The sequence below is a fragment of the Paraburkholderia sp. PAMB 6770 genome, from assembly GCF_057748135.1.
This window is the reverse complement of record NZ_CM173238.1, coordinates 3,208,035-3,226,890: the sequence shown is the minus strand read 5'-3', so window position 1 is coordinate 3,226,890 and position 18,856 is coordinate 3,208,035. Positions and strand designations below refer to the sequence as shown.

Genomic DNA, 18,856 nt, shown 5'->3' with positions numbered 1-18,856 from the left:
GGAGACTTACACGCATGAAGCTCTACAGCTATTTCCGCAGTTCGGCTGCGTATCGCGTGCGCATTGCGCTAAACCTGAAAAACCTGCCCTACGACTACGCGCCGGTGCATCTGCTGCGCGACGGCGGCGAGCAGCTCAAGCCGGCGTATCGCAAGCTGAATCCCGACGCGATCGTGCCGACCCTCGTCGAGGGTCCGCACGTGCTGCAACAGTCGCTCGCGATCATCGAATATCTCGACGAGACGCACCCGGAGCCGCCTCTATTGCCGGGCTCGCCTGCCGAGCGCGCGTACGTGCGATCGGTTGCGCTGCAGATTGCCTGCGAGATTCACCCGCTGAACAACCTGCGCGTGCTGAAATATCTGAAGCACACGCTCGGGGTGGCCGAGGACGCGAAGAACGCGTGGTATCGCCACTGGATCGAGAGCGGCTTCGCGACGCTTGAGACCCATCTGGTGAGCGACGCGCGCACAGGCACCTGCTGCTTCGGCGATACGCCGACGCTCGCCGATGCATGTCTGATGCCGCAGGTGTTCAATGCGCGGCGCTTCGAGATCGACGTGGCGCGCTTTCCGACGATCGAGCGGATCGCGAACCACCTGGCGCAGCTCGATGCGTTCGCGCGCGCCGCGCCGGGCGTGCAGCCGGACGCCGAGTGACCTGTTGCCCGTGCGTGGCGCCGGCAAGGGCGGTGAGCCTGGCACCGATACCCAGGCGGCGCCGGGCGGGAGCGCTTGCACGGCCCGCGTGCCGGAATAGCCGCGCCAGCGAACGAATGCGCTGACGGACAGGCTCGGAGCGGCTCGCCTAGCCGAGCAGCGCGTCGGCGAATTCCTCCGCGCTGAACGGCTGCAGATCCTCCACTTTCTCGCCCACGCCTATGAAGTAAACCGGCACGGGCCGTTGCCGCGCGATCGCCGCGAGGATCCCGCCTTTCGCGGTGCCGTCGAGCTTCGTGACGATGAGCCCGGTCAGGCCCAGCGCGTCGTCAAACGCCTTGACCTGCGTGAGCGCGTTCTGGCCGGTATTCGCGTCGATGACGAGCAGCACTTCGTGCGGCGCGCCGTCCATTGCCTTGCCGATCACGCGCTTGACCTTGCGCAGCTCTTCCATCAGATGCAACTGGGTGGGCAGGCGGCCCGCGGTGTCCGCCATCAGCACGTCGATCTTGCGCGCGCGCGCCGCGCTTACGGCGTCGAAGATCACGGCAGCCGGGTCGCCGCTCTCCTGCGACACGACCGTCACGTTGTTGCGCTCGCCCCAGATGGCAAGCTGCTCGCGCGCGGCCGCGCGGAACGTGTCGCCGGCGGCAAGCAGCACCGACTGGTTGAAGCTCTGCAGGTGCTTGGCGAGCTTGCCGATACTGGTTGTCTTGCCGGCGCCGTTGACGCCCGCGATCATCATGACGAGCGGCTGCGCGCGGCCGAGCACCAGCGACCTTTCCAGCGGCTTCAGCAGATCGACCAGCAGCGTGCGCAACGCCGCCTTGACCTGCAGCGGGTCTGTGAGCCGTTCCGAGCGGACCTTCTCGTGCAGGGATTCGAGCAGGAATTCGGTTGCGTCGACACCGGCATCGGACATCAGCAGCGCGGTTTCGAGCTCCTCATACAGCATTTCATCGATTTTCGTGCCGACGAAGATGCCGGTGAGGCTAGAACTGGTCTTGGACAGGCCATTTCTGAGCCGCGACAGCCAGGATTTCCGCGCGGCGGCTTCCGGCTCGGGCGGCGGCACGATTTCGGCGGTGCCGCCGCCCGTGGGCGGCGGGGCGTCGGGCGAGACCACCGCGGCGCCGGTTGAGGCTGCGTGCGCAAGGCCCGCGGGCTCTTCGGCAAGCGACGGCGGCGTCTCGGCCTCGGTGGCGCTGCGGGTGTCGTCCGGCGCTTTCGATCCCGAGAATCGTTTGAAAAAACTGAACATGATCTGGCGTGGTGAGAGCTGGCCCGGCGGGCGCGGCCGCCGGTTCGGCGCGGCTGCGATGGGGCGCATGGTGCAATGCATCGAGAGAGGCCCATTCTATCAGGCGTGCCGCGCGCTCGCGTACTGGCCGGACGGCCGAGGTGGCGTGTCCGCCGTCGTGTGGTAACGTTGGCGCTCCATCCCGGGTGCGGCGCGCCGCGCGCGGGCAGATCGTTCCATCGCGCAATCCAGCATGCCCCGTTCCCCCTCCTCGCACGTGCAAGGCGCGGCCGCCGGCCGCGGCAAACCGCACACGATCCGCATCATCGGCGGTCAGTGGAAGCGCACGCCGCTGCCCGTTCTCGACCTCGACGGCTTGCGTCCCACGCCCGACCGCGTGCGCGAGACGCTCTTCAACTGGCTCGGCCAGCGTCTCGAAGGGCAGCGTTGCCTCGACCTGTTCGCCGGCAGCGGCGCGCTCGGCTTCGAGGCGGCGTCGCGCGGGGCGGCACGGGTGCTGATGGTCGAACGCCACGCGCGGGCTGCCGCGCAGTTGCGCACGATCCGGGAGCGCCTTGCGGCGAGCGCGGTGGAGATCGCGGAGGCGGACGCGCTGCGCCTTGCCGCCGGCCTTGCGCCCGGTACGTTCGAGGTCGTCTTTCTCGACCCGCCGTTCGGTTCGGACCTGCTGGGCCGCGCGCTGGAGCTGGCCGTGCCGCTCGTGAGCCCGGGCGGCTTTCTGTATGTGGAGGCGGGCGCTGCGCTCGAGCCGGCGCAACACGCCGCGCTGACGGGCTGGGCGATCGTGCGCGACGGCAAGGCGGGTGCGGTCCGCTTCCATTTGCTGCAGCGCGAAAATGAGGAATAATGCGCGTGCCAAAACACAAGCGCCGGACGCTCAAGCGTCACGTGCGCCCGGCGCCGGATGCGTCCGCGGCCTCGCCGCTGGCGCGCCTGCCGTGCCCATTTGTCTGAAAAGAGGAGAAGCGCCATGGTAGTCGCCGTGTATCCGGGTACCTTTGATCCGCTGACGCGCGGTCACGAAGACCTCGTCCGCCGCGCGTCGAGCATTTTCGACACGCTGGTGGTAGGCGTCGCAGACAGTCGCAACAAGAAGCCCTTTTTCACGCTGGAGGAGCGGCTCGACATCGCCCGCGAAGTGCTCGGCCACTATCCGAACGTGCAGGTGATGAGCTTCAAGGGCCTGCTCAAGGACTTTGTCCGCAGCAATAACGCCCGCGTAATCGTGCGTGGCCTGCGTGCGGTGTCGGATTTCGAATACGAGTTTCAGATGGCCGGGATGAACCGCTACCTGTTGCCGGACGTCGAGACGATGTTCATGACGCCGTCGGACCAGTACCAGTTTATTTCGGGCACGATCGTCCGCGAAATCGCGCAACTCGGCGGCGACGTCAGCAAGTTCGTGTTTCCCTCGGTCGAAAAATGGCTGCAGGACAAGGTGGCGCTGATGGAACAAGGCGACGCCGGGGGCGCCCAGCTGTAACGGGCGTCGCCCGCGGGGGGCGCTCCCCGGTATGCCGGGAGGGCGCTGGGGCGTCCTGACGGTGCCGTCCTTCCGTATGACAACACGTGAGCCAGACGTTCTGTCGCTCGTCGACCCGGGCGCCGCCCGCGCGCGAAGCGGCGGTGACGCGCTACAATGTCTTGTTTTTGAAGGGTAAAGCGAGAGAAGTATGGCCCTGATGATTACCGACGAGTGCATCAACTGCGACGTCTGCGAGCCGGAGTGCCCGAACGGCGCCATCTCGATGGGGCCCGAAATCTACGTCATCGATCCGGCGAAATGCACAGAATGCGTTGGCCATTTCGACGAGCCGCAGTGCATCCAGGTGTGCCCGGTCGAATGTATCCCGCGTAATCCGCAGCATCTGGAGACGCGCGAGGCGCTGCTGGCGAAGTATCACGCGCTGCTGGCGGCAAAAAGCGCCTGAGCAGGCCCGCGCGCTGCGCCAGCTTGTGCCCGGCGCCCGTGTCGCTAACGGCCTTATTCCGCGCGGGCGCAAATGATCGCCGTGAGCGCTTCCACCAGCGCCGCGCATTCCGCGTCGGTGCCGATCGAGATTCGCAGATGCTGGCTCACACGCGGCGCGTTGAAGTGGCGCACGAAAATCTCGCGGGCCCGCAGCGCGGCGGCGAGCGCTGCCGCGTCGTGATCCGGGTGGCGCGCGAACACGAAGTTCGCCGCGGACGGCACGACGTCAAAACCTAGCGCAACCAGTTCCGCCGTGAGCCGTTCGCGGCCGCCGATCACTTTCGCGCAATTGCCGCGAAACCATTCGTCGTCCTCGTAGGCGGCCGTTGCCGCGGCTTGTGCGAGCCGGTCGAGCGGGTACGAGTTGAAGCTGTCCTTGACCCGCGTGAGCGCGTCGATCAGCGCCGTGTCGCCGAACGCAAAGCCGACCCGCATGCCGGCGAGCGAGCGCGATTTCGACGTCGTCTGCACGACGAGCAGGTTCGGATAGCGCTCGATCAGCGCCAGCGCGGACTGGGCGCCGAAGTCCACATACGCTTCGTCGACGACAACCACCGAGTCCGCATTCCCCGCAACCAGCCGTTCGATGTCGTCAAGGGCCAGCGCGTGCCCGGTGGGTGCGTTCGGGTTCGGCAGCAGCACGCCGCCGTTGGGCTGCAGAAAGTCATCGACGTGGATCGCGAAGCGTGGGTCCACCGGCACCGTCCGGTAGGCGACGTCGAACAGGCGCGCGTAAGTCGGATAGAAGCTGTACGTGATATCGGGAAACAGAATCGGTTCGCGGTGTTTCAGCAGCGCCTGAAACGCCAGCGCGAGCACTTCATCCGAGCCGTTGCCGGCGAAGACCTGATCGGCGCGCAAACCGTGGTGGGCCGCTACGGTTTCACGCAGCCGGCGTGCGGCCGGATCCGGATAGCGGCGCAGCGAATCCCCCGCGGGCCCGAGTTCGTCGCGAATCGCCGCCAGCACCCGCGGCGACGGCGGATACGGGTTCTCGTTCGTGTTGAGCTTGACCGGATGGGCGAGCGCGGGTTGTTCGCCGGGTACGTACGGCGTCAGTCGATGAACGATGTCACTCCAGTACGGGCTCAAGCGGATCTCCTGTGGAGCGCGGGCATCAGCCCGTGCGGTGCGGATTGAAACGTCGTCCGCGCGTGTACGGCAACCGCGGCGCTCAGCCGTTGCGATGCAACTGCATCACCGCCCGCTCGAGCTCTCCTTTGACGGCGAGCGGCATCTGCACGAGCGCGCGTTCGATCGACGCGTCGATCACCGCCTGCTCCTCGCGGCGCGGCGGCTTCAGGACGAAACTGGCGACATCGGGTTTGGCGCCGGCGCGGGCGCTTTCCGGAATCAGATCGCGCGGGTGGCCGATGCCGATCCGCAGACGCCAGTATTGCTGCGACGACAGATGCGCGGAGATGTCCTTCAGCCCGTTATGCCCGCCGCTGCCCCCCCCGAGCTTCAGCTTGACGGTGCCGGGCGGCAGATCGAGTTCGTCGTGCGCGACGAGGATTTCGTCCGGCAGGATCTTGAAGAAGTGCGCAAGCGCAACCACCGACTGGCCCGAGCGGTTCATGTACGTCTGCGGTTCGAGCAGATGCACTTCCTCGCCAAACAGACGTGCTTTCGCGTAGAAACCGTGAAAGCGGCGCTCGTCGCGCAGCGTGGCGCCCGCTTCGCGCGCCAGCTGGTCGACCAGCCAGAAGCCCGCGTTGTGTCGTGTCGCCGTGTATTCGGCGCCCGGGTTGCCGAGCCCTACGATCAGCTTGATCATGTTTGACAGGGGCCGGCGGCAGGCCGCGCGACCCTCGAGGACCGAAAAAAAACCCGCCGGGGCGAACCGCGGCGGGTCACATCGTCCGTTTCAGCGAAACGGATCGAGAGGATGACGCTCTGCTTAGGCTGCCGGCGTTTCGCCCGCTGCGCTGCTTTCGGAGACTGCGCCAGCCGGAACCGTCGCGCTTGCGAGCACCGGGTTCTCAGCTTCGACGTGCGCGACCAGCGACACGCCAGCCGGCAGCACGATGTCTTTTGCGTGCGCCGATTGGCCCGCTTCGATCTTCGCGAGGTCGACTTCGAGGAACTCCGGCAGCGCGGCCGGCAGGCATTCGATTTCGATTTCGTTCAGAACGTGCGAGATCACCGCGCCCGACAGCTTGACGGCCGGATTCGATTCCTGGTTCATGAAGTGCAGCGGCACCTTCGTGTGCAGCTTCTTCGTCGGGTCGACGCGCTGGAAGTCCACGTGCAGCACGAGTTGACGGAACGGATGGTATTGCACGTCGCGCAGCAGAACCTTTTCGGCCTTGCCGGCCACTTCCAGGTCGAGAATCGACGAGTGGAAAACTTCCTTCTTCAGCGCGTGCCACAGCGCGTTGTGGTCGAGTTCGACCATTTTCGGTTCTGCGCCAGCGCCGTACACGATACCCGGGGTCTTGCCCGAGTTACGCAGGCGGCGGCTCGCACCCGTACCTTGCAAAGAACGCTCGAAAGCGACGACTTTCATCTTGTTTCTCCAATGCTGCCCGCGACCAGGCAGTAAAAATGGGGCCTGCAAGCCAGTCTGGCTGAGGCCCCCGACTCGACGGCACAAACCTTCGTCCGTTTGTGCCGATTACGCAAAAGCGCCGCGTTGACCGCGGCGCCTTCGCCAATGCTTAACCTTCCGCGAACAGCGAGATCACCGAGTCGCCGCGGCGGATGCGCGAGAACGTTTCGGCCAGCAGACCGGCACTCGTCAGCGAACGGATCTTCGCGCACGAACGGGCTTCCTCGCCGAGCGGGATGGTGTCCGTGATGACCAGTTCGTCGAGTGCCGACGCAGCGATGCGCGCGCCCGCGCCACCCGACAGGACCGGGTGCGTTGCGTACGCGAACACTTTCTTCGCGCCGCGCTCCTTGAGCACTTGCGCGGCCTTGCACAGCGTGCCCGCGGTGTCGACCATGTCGTCCATGATCACGCAGGTGCGCCCGTCCACTTCGCCGATGATGTTCATGACTTCGGCGACGTTCGCCTTCGGGCGACGCTTGTCGATGATCGCCAGATCGCAGTTCAGCTGTTTCGCGAGCGCACGGGCGCGAACCACACCGCCCACGTCCGGCGACACGACCAGCAGGTTCTCGTGATTCTGCTTGCGCAGGTCGCCGAGCAGCACTGGCGTGGCGTAGATGTTGTCGACCGGGATGTCGAAGAAGCCCTGGATCTGGTCAGCGTGCAGATCCATGGTGATGATCCGCTCGACCCCGGCGATTTCCAGCATGTTCGCAACGACTTTCGCGGAGATCGCGACGCGCGCGGAACGCGGGCGCCGATCCTGGCGCGCGTAGCCGAAGTAGGGGATGGCAGCGGTGATCCGGCCGGCAGAGGCGCGCTTGAGCGCGTCGACCATGATCATCAGTTCCATCAGGTTGTCGTTCGCCGGTGCGCAGGTGGATTGCAGGACGAAGACGTCCTTGCCGCGCACGTTTTCCTGAATTTCGACCTGGATTTCGCCGTCGGAGAACCGGCTCACCATCGCCTTGCCGAGGGGGATACCGAGGATTTTGACGACTTCGTGTGCAAGCGCGGGATTCGCGTTGCCAGTAAAAACCATCAGGCCGTCATGGCTGCTCATCATGCACCTGCTTCTGGCTGGGGGCGAGGATATGCGAGAATTTTTGGCAGGGGAGGAAGGACTCGAACCCTCGAATGCCGGAATCAAAATCCGGTGCCTTAACCAACTTGGCGACTCCCCTACACTAACTTTGAGCTTCGCCGACCGTGTAGGACCGTTCGACGACGCAAAACCTATGACGCGAAAGCAAAGAGTGGATGCGTATCGAGGCTTACCGTTACTGCACTGTTCCACTCGGCGGGTAGCCTGGCTTGCACGGCTTGCGCCTCGCTGCGAGTCTGGAACGCTGCAAAAACACTTGCACCTGATCCGGTCATCCGCGCTGGCGCGATGTGATCAAACCATTCGAGCACCTGCGCGACTTCCGCGTATTTTCCCACGACAACTGGCTGCATGTCATTCCGGCCAAAACTGTCAGGCCATTCTGCGCTGCAACTTTGCTGTGCAAGAAAGTCCGTAATTGTGATGGGTTTCGAGTCTCTTGTCAACGATCTTTCGGAAAAAATCGCTGCGGTAGGAACATGAACCCGCGGCGTCACAACCAGGAAATAACGCGGCGGCAATTGTACCGCCTCCAATGCTTCTCCGACACCCTCCGCGAACGCATTTCTTCCGAACACGAAGAACGGAACATCGGCGCCCAGCGTGAGGGCGAGCGCCTCGAGCTGCGCGCGTGGCAGATCGAGTTTCCAGAGACGGTTCAGCGCCAGCAACGTGGTGGCCGCGTCCGAACTGCCGCCGCCCAGACCCGCGCCCATCGGCAGGCGCTTGTCGATCTCGATCTCGACGCCGAACCGGGTGCCGGTGTGCTGCTTGAGCAGCAGCGCTGCCCGCACGGTGAGGTCGTGTGCTTCCGCCACGCCGGGCACATCGGTGCGACGCGTGACGCAGCCGTCGTCGCGCCGTGTGAAGTGCAGCGTGTCGCCCCAGTCGAGCAGCTGGAATACCGTCTGCAGCGCGTGATAACCGTCCGTCCGGCGTCCGGTGATATGCAGGAAGAGGTTCAGTTTCGCCGGCGCGAGGCACGCGCGCAGCGAATCGGTTGTTTCGATCATGAGTCGGGACGAAAGACGATGCGGCTTACTGGTCCAGCACGAGCTTGATATCGAGCGGCGGCTGGCTGCGGCTCAGGTTGATGCGCCGCGGGCCCGTGGCCGGTGCGTCGGCATACGCGAGATAGTCGATGGTCCAGCCGTCCTGGCGGATTTGCTTTAGCCGCGTCGGTTGCTGCGGTTCCATTTCGGTCTTCGCGCGCGAGGTCGGTGCCGGCGATGGCTGCAGCCAGTAGCGCAGCCCCTCCACGGGCAGCGCGAAGCCGAGCGCGTTCTGCATCAGCGTCGACACGTTGTCCGCGGTCAGCGGCTCGCGGTTCGGCAATTCCAATGAGGCGGACGCAGGCGACGACGTCACGATGGCGAGCGTCTGCCCGAGCGGGTTGCGCAACTGCAGCGTGACGGTGTCGCCGGCTTCCTGCCAGTCGAAGTTGCCATACGCGCTGCGCGGCTGGCCGTTCTGGTCGACGTAGTCGATCGCGAAGCGGCCGTGATACGCCCGGCTCGTCTGCGTGGAGAGTTCGGTGGCGGCCTTCGACAGCGCGGGGCCTTGCGGGCGCACCGACGCGCAGCCGCCCAGCGCGACGGCCGCCGCGGCGACGAGGCAAAACACCGCGCGGCGCGGCGCACCGGCGGCGCGCACGCGACGGGACAAACGGATGGAGCGGGACAGAATCGGCATCAGAGATCGTTGATCTGGAAACGTTTGAGCGTCTTCTGCAGCGTGTCGTTATCGGGTTCGAGCTTGTGCGCTTCGCGCCAGGCCTGCATGGCCTGCGCCTGGTCGCCGCTCTTCCACAGGACCTCGCCCAGATGCGCGCCGATTTCCGCGTTCGGCTGCAGCGTGAACGCTTTGCGCAGCAGCTTGATGGCGTCGGCGTCGTCGCCGAGCCGGTATTTGACCCAGCCGACGCTATCCATGATGTACGCGTCGTTCGGCGCAAGCGCCGAGGCCTTCTCGACGAGCTTGTCCGCTTCGTGCAGCCGCAAGCCGCGGTCGGCGAGCGAGTAGCCGAGCGCGTTGTAGGCCTGGGCGTTGTCCGGGTCGGACGCGATCAGCTTGCGCAACTGCGCTTCCATGATGTCGTAGTGGCCGTTTTTCTCGGCCGCCATCGCGTAGTCGTATGTGAGGTCGGGATCGTCCGGGAAATCCGCGGTGGCTTGCGCAAGGCGCGCTTCCGCCTCCGGGTAGCGCTTCGCATCGAACAGGATCGCTGCGTCAGTGCGGGCGATGATGGCCTGCTCGTGCGGATCGGGCGTCTGCAGGTCGGCGAGCAGCTTGCGCGCGTCATCCGGCTTGCCCTGCTGCGAGAGCAACTGCGCGCGGGTGATCTGCGCCGCCACGTATTGCTGGCTCGCCGGCGAGACCTTGTCGAGCCACTGGTTGGCGGCCGACATGTCTTTCTGTTCGAGCGAGATCTGCGCAAGGTACAGGTAGGCCTGGCCCGGATCTTCGCCGGGGACCGCTTCGGCTTTCTTCGCGTATTGCTTCAGATAGTCTTGCGCATCGCCGAAGTCTTTCTTCTGGATGTCGATCAGCGCGAGCGCCATCAGCGGCGTGAGGTCGTCCGCGTTGTCCTTGTGCATCGCCTCGAACTGCTTCTGTGCGTCGTCGAGGCGGTCGCTCGCGAGGTACATCTGCGCCAGCGCGAGGCGGGCGTCGTGCGACTTCGGGTTCTGCTGGACGAACTTGTCGAGCGACGCGATGGCCTCGTCGCGCTCCTGCGGGCCCATCTGCGACAGCGCGAGTGCAGCCGGCAGATAGTCGGGCTTCAGCACGAGCGCCTGCTCGAGCGATTTGCGCGCGGCGGCCGGGTCGCCCGCGATGACCTGCTGGCGCGCGAGCGCGAGCTGCGTTTCCGGGCGGTTCAGGTCGTTTCTGACGAGATCCTGCAGCACCTGCAGCCCGCCGGCGCGGTTCGGTCCGCGTGCGAGCAGCAATTGCAGCGAGAGGATGCCGGTGCCGCGATTTTCGTCCGGGATCTTCGCGAGTTCCCTGGCGAGCAGCGGCTCGGCCTGCTCGGGCTTGCCGGACAGCACGAGCAGCGACGCATCGAGCTGCGCGGCGCGTTCGGAATCCGGCGCGTACTGCTGCCACAACTGCACGGCCGTCAGCGCGTCGGTCGGGCTTTGCGCGGCGAGCGCGATTTCGGTGGCGCGCTGCGCCATGCGCGGGTCGTGCGTGTCGCGCGCGAGCGCCAGATAGGTCTGATAGGCGGGCGCGGGCTCGTCGCGCTGCAACGCGATTTCGGCGGCGAGCACCTGGAACACGATCTGGCTCGTGAGCGGGACGTTCGGCAGATCCTTCTTTTCGTCCGCCCACTCCATGTCGAAGTCGTCGGGCGCGGACACGACGCTCACGCCGGTGTTCGGCTCGGGCGCCTGCGCGTGCGCCGGCAGCGCGGTGAAGGTCCATGCGGCCAGCACGGCGGCACCGGCGAGGCGGCGCGCCGACACGGTGTGCGGGACCCGCGAGGCGCGCGCCTCGCGCCTCGAAAACAGCTTCACGAAGGATAAGTTCATGGAAATCCGTTCAATGTTTCGGACGATTGTAACGCGCTCGCTACAATAAGCGCACAACCCGCCACGCAAGTTGCAGACCAGTTAGACATGCCAGAGTTGCCAGAAGTTGAGGTTACCCGAAGGGGAGTCGAACCGTACGTTCGCGGACGCCGCGTCGAGCGCGTCGACGTGCGCACGGCCGCGCTGCGCTGGCCGGTTCCGCCCGAGCTTGCGGGAACCTTGCAGGGACACGTGATTCGCACCGTCGAGCGGCGCGGCAAGTATCTGCTGTTCGAAACCGACGCCGGCTGGTTCATCGTTCATCTCGGCATGACCGGGACGCTGCGCGTGCTGCAGGGCTCAGCTGCGCTGCTGGCCGCGGCGAAGCACGATCACGTGGACTGGATCTTCGACGGTTTCGTGCTGCGCTACCGTGATCCGCGGCGCTTCGGCGCCGTGTTGTGGCATCCGCGTGCGGCCGGCGACGTGCTCGCGCATCCGCTGCTCGCCGCGCTCGGCGTCGAGCCTTTTTCGCCGGCCTTTTCCGGCGCGCTGATGTACCGGCTCACGCGCGGGCGCACCGTGTCGGTCAAGCAGGCGCTGCTCGCGGGCGAGATCGTCGTCGGCGTGGGCAACATTTACGCGTCCGAAAGCCTGTTTCGCGCCGGCATCCGGCCCACGACGCCGGCGGGCCGTGTCTCGCTCGCGCGTTACGAGCGGCTTGCCGACGCGGTGCGCGCGACGCTCGCGGCCGCCATCGAGAAAGGCGGCAGCACGTTGCGCGATTTCGTCGGCAGCGACGGCGCAAGCGGCTACTTTCAGCTCGATTACTTCGTCTACGATCGCGCGGGCCTGCCGTGCCGCGTGTGCGCGACGCCGGTACGCCAGATCGTGCAAGGCCAGCGCTCGACCTACTACTGCCCAACCTGCCAGCGCTAGACTCCTCATGCCTTCCCGTTTGACACCGCCTCCGGCCGCCACGGCCGCCACGGCCGCTGCTACCGCCGCTACCGCCGCTACCGCTGCCGGCGTTCTGCCCGACTTCTCGACGCGCCTGATCGCATGGCAGCGCGCGCACGGACGCCATGACCTGCCCTGGCAGAATACCCGCGACGCGTACCGCATCTGGCTATCGGAGATCATGCTGCAGCAGACCCAGGTCGGCACTGTGATTCCTTACTACGCACGCTTTCTGGCGCGCTTTCCCGACGTCGCCGCGCTTGCCGCGGCGCCGCTCGACGACGTGATGGCGCTCTGGGCCGGTCTCGGCTATTACTCGCGCGCCCGCAACCTGCACCGCTGCGCGCAGACGGTGGTCGAGCGGCATGGCGGCGCGTTTCCCGAAGCGGTCGAGGCGCTGGCCGAACTGCCGGGCATCGGGCGTTCGACCGCGGCGGCGATCGCGTCGTTTGCATTCGGCGCGCGCGCGACGATTCTCGATGGCAATGTGAAGCGCGTGCTCGCGCGCGTGTTCGGCATCGAAGGCTTTCCCGGCGAGAAGCGTGTCGAGAACGCGATGTGGACGCTTGCCGAATCGCTTCTGCCGGCCGAGGCGAGCAGCGACGCGGTGAGCGCATACACCCAGGGCCTGATGGACCTCGGCGCCACGCTGTGCGTGCGCGGCAAGCCCGATTGCGCGCGTTGTCCGTTCGCACCCGATTGCGTCGCGCACACGACCGGCCGGCAGCGCGCGCTGCCCGCCGCGCGGCCGAAAAAAGCCGTGCCGACCCGCCGCACGTGGATGCTGGTGCTGCGCGACGGCGACGAGGTGCTGCTTGAGAAGCGGCCGCCGTCGGGCATCTGGGGCGGGTTGTGGAGCCTGCCGGAGGCGGCCGACGAGCGTTCGCTCGCCGAGCGCGTGCGCGCCTTCGGCGGCGCGGCGCCGCTTGCGCCGCTCGCCTCGCTCACGCACACGTTCACGCATTTCAGGCTCGATATCGAGCCGCGCATGGCAGAACTCGCGCCGGCGACGGACGCCGCGTCGGCGGGGGCCGTGGAAGCCGGCGATGCGCAGACCGCGTGGGTCGCGCTGCGCGATATCGACGCATACGGTGTGCCGGCGCCCGTGCGCAAGCTGCTGGACGGGCTGCAGGGTTCGCTGCTGTAGCGCCGCGGCGCGCGGGGTGTGCTCAGAGCAACTGGTGCTGCTGCATGTAATGATGGACGAGATCGATGCGGGTGCCCGCATCGGTCAATTCCATCAATGCCTGACGAGCGCGCAGCGGGATCGGCAGCACTTCCGACAGGCGGTTCGACACCCACGTCGGATCGTCGAGCCGGAACGGCTCGGCAAACGGCAGGCCGTCCTGATCGCGCTCGCGGATGGCTGCAATGATGCGTTCGAGCACTTCGGCGCAGGCGCCGAACTTCGCGAGCCGCTCCTCGTCGTCGAGCGGGCGGTCGTCCGGCAGCGGCTCGGCCATGCCGACCAGCAACCCGTCCGCTTCGGCGCGGTGCGACAGCAGCCGGAAGCGCCGCGTGCCGCGTGTGCGGATCAGCAGCATGCCGAAGGCTTCGACATCGCACTGTTCGATCCGGGCGAGGCACCCGATGCTCTCCGGCACCGCGGGCTCCTGCGCATGCGCGACCTCGCCGCCGCTCTTGAGCAGGCACACGCCGAACGGCGCGCTTTCGCGCAGACAGTTGCGCACCATGTCCAGGTAGCGAGCCTCGAAGATCTTCAAGGGCAGCAGCCCGTCGGGAAACAGCACCGTATGCAGCGGAAAAAGCGGCAGATCGGCAAGCACGGCAGCAGTGGACATGGCGCAACGCTTACGGTTAAGGCCGCGCGATGCGGCCGGTTAAGCGACCAGCTTGGACGACTCGCCGACGTCGATCGGTGCATCGCGATGCCGCACGATGACGTTGGCCGTGTTCGACAGACGCGCAGCCAGCGTCTCCGCGATGAACACCGAACGGTGCTGGCCCCCGGTACAGCCGATTGCGACGGTCAGATAGCTGCGGTTGTCGTCGCGAAAATGGGGGAGCCATTTCTGCAGGAAGGCCTCGATGTCGCCGATCAGGTCCTGCACGACCGGCAGCGCGCCGAGAAAGTCGATCACCGGCTGGTCGAGTCCGGTGAGCGGGCGCAATTCGTGGTCGTAGTACGGGTTGGGCAGCGTGCGCACGTCGAACACCAGATCCGCGTCGAGCGGTACGCCGCGCTTGAAGCCGAACGATTCGAACATCAGCACGAGACCGGCGCGCTCGTCTTCGATGAAGCGCTTGACCCACGCGCGCAGCACGTTTGCGCGCAGGTTGCTGGTGTCGATCTGATGGCCGAATTCGGCGAGGCTGGCAACGAGGTCGCGTTCGCGCTCGATGGCTTCTTCGAGCGAACTCAGCACGTCGGCGTCCGCGAAGGGCGGCCCGGACAGCGGATGGCGGCGTCGCGTTTCCGAAAAGCGCTGGATCAGCGCCTGGGTGCTCGCATTCAGGAACAGCACCCGGACGTCGTGCCGTTGCGAGAGGTCGCGGATGATCGCCGGCATTTCGTCGAGCGATGCGCTCGAACGGGCGTCGATGGCGACCGCGAGGCGCTCCTTGCCGTCTTCGGCGAGATAGGCGGCAAGCTGCGGCAGAATGCGCGGCGGCAGATTGTCGACGCAGTAGTAGCCTGAGTCTTCGAGCGCGTTCAGCGCCACGGATTTGCCGGAGCCGGAGATGCCGGTGATCAGGATGATGCGCATGGTGGGCCGAAATCAGTTGGCCTTATCATAGCATCTGGTCCGGGGGCGCGCTCCGCGCCGGGCGCGCCTGCGCCTAGATCAGCTTGCCGGGAAACTGGCTGTCCGGATCCTGCATCGCGAGCCGCTGGCGGTCCATGAAGTCGCGCAGCGTGTCGATGCCGCGCAACTGCAGGATCGTATTGCGCACGGCCGCTTCGACCAGCACCGCGAGGTTGCGGCCGGCCGCCACCTGAATGGTGACCTTGCTGATCGGCAGCCCCAGCACGTCGACCGTCTGGCTTTCGAGCGGCAGCCGCTGGAATTCGCCGTCGGGGCGGCGCACCAGTTGCACGATCAGCTTCAGCTTCATTTTGCGCCGCACGGCGGTTTCGCCGAAGATCGTCTTGATGTCGAGCAGGCCTAGGCCGCGGACTTCGAGCAGATTCTGCAGCAGCGGCGGGCAACGCCCTTCGACAAAGTCCGGCCCGAGCCGCACGAAATCCACCGCGTCGTCGGCGACGAGGCCGTGGCCGCGGCTGATCAGTTCGAGGCCGAGTTCGCTCTTGCCGAGACCGGAGTCGCCGGTGAGCAGCACACCCATGCCGAGGATGTCGAGAAACACGCCGTGCAGCGTCGCCCGCGGGGCGAGGATGCGCGACATGTACAGACGCAGGCTGTCGATGACCGCGGCGGCCGACATCGGCGTTGTGAAGAGCGGGGTCGACGAGCGTGTACAGCGCAGCACCAGTTCGGGCGGGGCCGCGACGCCGCCCGCGACGACCAGGAAAGGTGGTTCGAGCGCGATGAGTTCGGCCATGTGCCGCGAACGGTCTTCGTCCGATTGGCGCTGGTAGTACTCGACCTCGGCTTCGCCGAGCACCTGGATCCGGTTCGGGTGAATCAGGTTCAGGTGGCCCACGAGGTCGGCGCTCGATGTCGCGTTCGCGACAGTCTCCGCTGAAAAACCCCGCTCCCAGCCTTCGTGCCCGGTCAGCCAGCTGAGCTTGAGCGCAGCGGCGTTGTCGTCGAAGATGCTTTGGGCGTTGATGCTGGACGTATCCATGAATCCCTGACTCCAGATTGAGCCGTTATCCGGCTCAGGCGAGCTGCCCGAGCGCGGCCGCGCGCGCGGCGCACACGCGCGCGGCGCACACGCGCGCCCGACGCATCAAGGTTGCCACTGAGTGAGCAGCCGATGCAATGCTTCGGCGTTTTCTTCCGTTTGCAGCCGCTCCCGGGTATCGCGGTCGGACAGCAACTGGGCGATTTCCGACAGGATTTCGAGGTGCTGCTGGGTGGCCTGTTCCGGCACCAGCAGGAAGATCAGCAGCGAAACCGGCTGGCCGTCGGGCGACTCGAACGGGATCGGTTCGGCAAGGCGCACGAACGCGGCGAGCGGCTGCTTCAGACCTTTGATCCGGCCGTGCGGAATCGCGACGCCTTCGCCGAGCCCGGTGGAACCGAGCCGCTCGCGGGCGAACAGGTTGTCCGTGACCGTGCTGCGGGCGATGCCGTTCTGGTTTTCGAAAATCAGGCCCGCTTGCTCGAAAACACGCTTTTTGCTGGTGACCGACAGGCCGACGACGACGTTTTCAAGCGGAAGAATTTTGGCTAAACGATTCATATTGGCAGGCGAAAACGTGGCCTGAACGCTCCTCGTTGTGGCGTAGGTGGGATGCTGCATGTTTGCGCGGTGCTCACAACGACTTGGACGGCAATCTGCGAAGCGCAGGACTCCCGCCGATTTGACCCCGATGGACCCCGAGGGCCCCCCAATGGACCCCGATATTAACCGGGTCATTATAGATCAGGGTGGCGTTCGATGGTGCGGCGCGCCATGCACGCGCCGCACGGCCGCAGATGCAGCGAAGGGCTCGCCTGCGCCGCGCCGGTGGGACGGCCGGCCGCGCCTAACGAAAAAGCCGCCCGTTGGCGGGCGGCTTCGTGTCGTGAGGAAATCCTTCTAATTCGTGCTATTGCGGGGGAACTTCGAGCTGCGCCCCCACCGGCTGATGCTTGATCGCTTCGTGCTGATGACCCTGCAGCCGGTCCTTGTGACGAATCACCTGCCGGTCGAGCTTGTCGATCATCAGATCGATGGCGGCGTACAGGTCGCCGTCGCAGCTCTCGACGAAGATGTCCTTGCCTTTCAGATGAAGGTTGATCTCAACCTTCTGCCTCTTTTCTTTTTCCTTGTGGTTGTCGACCGAGAGGACAACACTGCCATCGATCACCTGATCGAAATGTCTTAGCACCCTGTCCAGTTTGGTGATCACGTATTCGCGCAACGCTGGCGTTACTTCGAGATGGTGTCCACTGATCTGCAGATTCATAGTGCTTCTCCAAGCAATTGGCCACTTGATCCGTACGAAAGAGCAGTACCGGTCGGTCGGCTCGCCTGTGTCGTTCCCCGTTGACTGACTACTGGCAGGTCGCATCGGCCGGCCTGTCCGCCAACGCGCGGAGCGGCCGGAAAATGCCTACCGCGGAAAGCGGCGGGCTAAAGAGACTTGCGCAGGTTCACTGCCGGAATTTTCAGGGCTTCACGGTATTTCGCAACGGTGCGCCGTGCGACCACGAATCCCTGCTCCGCGAGCAGTTCGGCTATGCGGCTGTCCGAAAGAGGAGATTTCGTGTCTTCCGCTCCTATCAGTTGCTTGATGAGTGCACGAATCGCGGTTGAAGAAGCCGCGCCGCCCGTGTCCGTTGAAACGTGTGATCCGAAGAAGTACTTAAATTCAAGTGTCCCGAAAGGGGTCAGCATGTATTTACCGGTTGTCACACGCGAGACAGTCGATTCGTGTAGGCCCAGCGTATCAGCAATTTCTCGCAAAACCAAGGGCCGCATGGCAATTTCCCCATGCACGAAGAAGCTCTTCTGACGCTCGACGATGGCCTGCGCGACGCGCAGGATCGTCTCGAAGCGCTGCTGGATGTTCTTGATGAGCCAGCGCGCCTCCTGCAGTTGCTGGCGCAACGAGCCGCTGCCCGGGTCGCCGCGGTTGTTGCGCAGGATGTTCGCGTAAAGGTGATTGATCCGCAGCTTCGGCACCACCTCGGGGTTCAGTTCGGCCTGCCAGCCCTGCGCGGTCTTGCGCACCATGATGTCAGGCACCACGTAGTCCGCTTCGGCCTTGCCGTACGCGGCGCCGGGAAACGGTTCGAGCGAGCGGATCAGGTCGTGCGCGTCGCGCAGTTCGTCGTCGTTCGCCTTCAGATGCTTGCGCAGGCGCGTGAAGTCGCGCGCGGCGAGCAGTTCCAGATGGTGGGCGACGATGTCGAGCGCGAGGGAGCGGGTCGGCGTGGCATCGAGGCGCAAGAGCTGCAGCTTCAGGCACTCGGAGGCCGAGCGGGCCCCGACGCCGGCCGGATCGAAGCTGTGCAGCAGCGCGAGCGCCGCGCTGAGTTCGTCCGTGTCGACTTCGAGTTCCTCGGGCAGGTCGGCCAGCACTTCGTCGAAGGTGGCGCTCAGGTAACCGTCGTCGTCGAGCGATTCGATCAGGAACGTAATCAGTGCGCGGTCGCGCTGGCCGGCGGCGGTGACGCGCAGCTGCGCCATCAGGTGATCGCGCAGCGACGTGCTGGACTCGTGAATCTGCAGCGGCGGCAGGTCGTCGTCGTCGGATGCGTTGCCGGAGCGGCCGTAGTCGTCCAGATTCCATTGGCTCGCGTCGCCGTTGCCGTCGGCGGCGAGGCCGTTGTACTCGTCGACGCCTTGCGGCTCGCCGTTTTCGGCTGATTCGGCCCCGCTTGATGACGAGGCAGGGCCGCTCACCGGCTCGGGCATCGACGCCTGCGGCGCCTGTGCGATCACCGAGCCGTCGGCCGCGACGCGCAGCGGGCTTGCGATCCAGTCGTCCTCGTTTTCCAGCAGCGGATTCTGCGCGATCGCCGTGGCGACTTCCTGTTGCAGTTCAAGCGTCGACAACTGCAGCAGCCGGATGGACTGCTGCAGTTGTGGGGTCAGCGCAAGATGCTGCGACAGGCGGAGTTGGAGGCTGGCTTTCATGGCAGGTTGAGAATCATTGTAAAGAGTTTGCCACGACCGCGATACCTTGCGGGACTCGCAACGACATGCTTGCGGGGGAGGGACGCGGCGCGCGCGAGGCGGGCGGGGCCACGGCG

General features: G+C 65.8%; 20 protein-coding genes and 1 tRNA gene. 6 read left to right on the top strand and 15 right to left on the bottom strand.

The genetic code is table 11. The annotated features are described in order from the left end of the window. Positions 1–14: 14 nt before the first annotated feature. Positions 15–659 carry a maleylacetoacetate isomerase gene (gene maiA, locus AC3AP7_RS14555; protein WP_475761782.1) on the top strand — a complete coding sequence of 215 codons (645 nt, stop codon included), beginning with the start codon at positions 15–17 and terminating at the stop codon, positions 657–659. A 148-nt stretch (positions 660–807) separates the two neighbouring features. Here the strand turns inward: maiA and ftsY are convergent, their stop codons facing one another. Continuing rightward, positions 808–1,920, bottom strand: a complete 1,113-nt coding sequence (gene ftsY / locus AC3AP7_RS14550) for a signal recognition particle-docking protein FtsY (protein WP_475761785.1) — start codon at positions 1,918–1,920, stop codon at positions 808–810. 232 nt (positions 1,921–2,152) lie between these two features. On the opposite strand from ftsY, the gene rsmD reads away from it, so the two are divergent. From rsmD to AC3AP7_RS14535, 3 genes are all read left to right on the top strand, one after another. Continuing rightward, positions 2,153–2,767: a 16S rRNA (guanine(966)-N(2))-methyltransferase RsmD gene (rsmD, locus tag AC3AP7_RS14545; RefSeq protein WP_475761787.1), complete on the top strand. Its 615-nt coding sequence runs from the start codon at positions 2,153–2,155 to the stop codon at positions 2,765–2,767. Positions 2,768–2,890: 123 nt separating this feature from the next. Continuing rightward, on the top strand, positions 2,891–3,403 hold the full coding sequence (gene coaD / locus AC3AP7_RS14540) for a pantetheine-phosphate adenylyltransferase (RefSeq protein ID WP_475761789.1): 513 nt from the start codon (positions 2,891–2,893) through the stop codon (positions 3,401–3,403). 190 nt (positions 3,404–3,593) lie between these two features. Then, positions 3,594–3,851, top strand: coding sequence for a YfhL family 4Fe-4S dicluster ferredoxin (locus AC3AP7_RS14535; RefSeq protein ID WP_475761790.1), 258 nt, complete (start codon positions 3,594–3,596; stop codon positions 3,849–3,851). A 53-nt stretch (positions 3,852–3,904) separates the two neighbouring features. Here the strand turns inward: AC3AP7_RS14535 and hisC are convergent, their stop codons facing one another. From hisC to AC3AP7_RS14495, 8 genes are all read right to left on the bottom strand, one after another. Next, positions 3,905–4,984, bottom strand: a complete 1,080-nt coding sequence (gene hisC / locus AC3AP7_RS14530; RefSeq protein WP_475761792.1) for a histidinol-phosphate transaminase — start codon at positions 4,982–4,984, stop codon at positions 3,905–3,907. An 82-nt stretch (positions 4,985–5,066) separates the two neighbouring features. Beyond that, positions 5,067–5,669 (bottom strand): aminoacyl-tRNA hydrolase, encoded by a 603-nt coding sequence (pth, locus tag AC3AP7_RS14525; protein WP_475761794.1) that lies wholly within the window; start codon positions 5,667–5,669, stop codon positions 5,067–5,069. Positions 5,670–5,792: 123 nt separating this feature from the next. After that, complete coding sequence (locus AC3AP7_RS14520; RefSeq protein WP_475761796.1) at positions 5,793–6,401, bottom strand: 50S ribosomal protein L25/general stress protein Ctc; 609 nt, start codon at positions 6,399–6,401, stop codon at positions 5,793–5,795. A gap of 151 nt (positions 6,402–6,552) precedes the next feature. Then, on the bottom strand, positions 6,553–7,509 hold the full coding sequence (locus AC3AP7_RS14515; RefSeq protein WP_475767916.1) for a ribose-phosphate pyrophosphokinase: 957 nt from the start codon (positions 7,507–7,509) through the stop codon (positions 6,553–6,555). A gap of 44 nt (positions 7,510–7,553) precedes the next feature. Next, a tRNA-Gln gene (locus tag AC3AP7_RS14510) sits at positions 7,554–7,630 on the bottom strand. A gap of 52 nt (positions 7,631–7,682) precedes the next feature. Further along, positions 7,683–8,564, bottom strand: coding sequence for a 4-(cytidine 5'-diphospho)-2-C-methyl-D-erythritol kinase (gene ispE, locus AC3AP7_RS14505; protein WP_475761798.1), 882 nt, complete (start codon positions 8,562–8,564; stop codon positions 7,683–7,685). A gap of 25 nt (positions 8,565–8,589) precedes the next feature. Next, positions 8,590–9,243: a lipoprotein insertase outer membrane protein LolB gene (gene lolB / locus AC3AP7_RS14500; protein ID WP_475761800.1), complete on the bottom strand. Its 654-nt coding sequence runs from the start codon at positions 9,241–9,243 to the stop codon at positions 8,590–8,592. Further along, positions 9,243–11,084, bottom strand: a complete 1,842-nt coding sequence (locus tag AC3AP7_RS14495; protein ID WP_475761803.1) for a tetratricopeptide repeat protein — start codon at positions 11,082–11,084, stop codon at positions 9,243–9,245. Before AC3AP7_RS14495 ends, lolB begins: the two co-directional genes overlap by 1 nt. A gap of 87 nt (positions 11,085–11,171) precedes the next feature. On the opposite strand from AC3AP7_RS14495, the gene mutM reads away from it, so the two are divergent. Continuing rightward, positions 11,172–12,002: a bifunctional DNA-formamidopyrimidine glycosylase/DNA-(apurinic or apyrimidinic site) lyase gene (gene mutM, locus AC3AP7_RS14490; RefSeq protein ID WP_475761805.1), complete on the top strand. Its 831-nt coding sequence runs from the start codon at positions 11,172–11,174 to the stop codon at positions 12,000–12,002. Positions 12,003–12,009: 7 nt separating this feature from the next. Then, positions 12,010–13,170: an A/G-specific adenine glycosylase gene (mutY, locus tag AC3AP7_RS14485; RefSeq protein ID WP_475761807.1), complete on the top strand. Its 1,161-nt coding sequence runs from the start codon at positions 12,010–12,012 to the stop codon at positions 13,168–13,170. Positions 13,171–13,192: 22 nt separating this feature from the next. Here mutY and AC3AP7_RS14480 read toward each other — a convergent pair whose 3' ends face one another. The 6 genes from AC3AP7_RS14480 to AC3AP7_RS14455 form a co-directional block, all read right to left on the bottom strand. After that, the gene (locus tag AC3AP7_RS14480) at positions 13,193–13,825 is read right to left on the bottom strand and encodes an LON peptidase substrate-binding domain-containing protein (protein WP_475761809.1); all 633 of its coding nucleotides are present in this window, start codon (positions 13,823–13,825) and stop codon (positions 13,193–13,195) included. Between the two features lie 39 nt (positions 13,826–13,864). Continuing rightward, a complete protein-coding gene (gene rapZ, locus AC3AP7_RS14475; RefSeq protein ID WP_475761811.1) occupies positions 13,865–14,752 on the bottom strand; it encodes an RNase adapter RapZ in 888 nt (295 codons plus the stop codon). Between the two features lie 73 nt (positions 14,753–14,825). Continuing rightward, complete coding sequence (gene hprK, locus AC3AP7_RS14470; protein WP_475761814.1) at positions 14,826–15,794, bottom strand: HPr(Ser) kinase/phosphatase; 969 nt, start codon at positions 15,792–15,794, stop codon at positions 14,826–14,828. A 105-nt stretch (positions 15,795–15,899) separates the two neighbouring features. Further along, positions 15,900–16,415, bottom strand: a complete 516-nt coding sequence (ptsN, locus tag AC3AP7_RS14465; protein ID WP_475761816.1) for a PTS IIA-like nitrogen regulatory protein PtsN — start codon at positions 16,413–16,415, stop codon at positions 15,900–15,902. Positions 16,416–16,704: 289 nt separating this feature from the next. Continuing rightward, positions 16,705–17,064, bottom strand: coding sequence for a ribosome hibernation-promoting factor, HPF/YfiA family (hpf, locus tag AC3AP7_RS14460; protein WP_475761818.1), 360 nt, complete (start codon positions 17,062–17,064; stop codon positions 16,705–16,707). 167 nt (positions 17,065–17,231) lie between these two features. Next, complete coding sequence (locus AC3AP7_RS14455) at positions 17,232–18,740, bottom strand: RNA polymerase factor sigma-54 (protein ID WP_475761820.1); 1,509 nt, start codon at positions 18,738–18,740, stop codon at positions 17,232–17,234. Positions 18,741–18,856 lie beyond the last annotated feature (116 nt).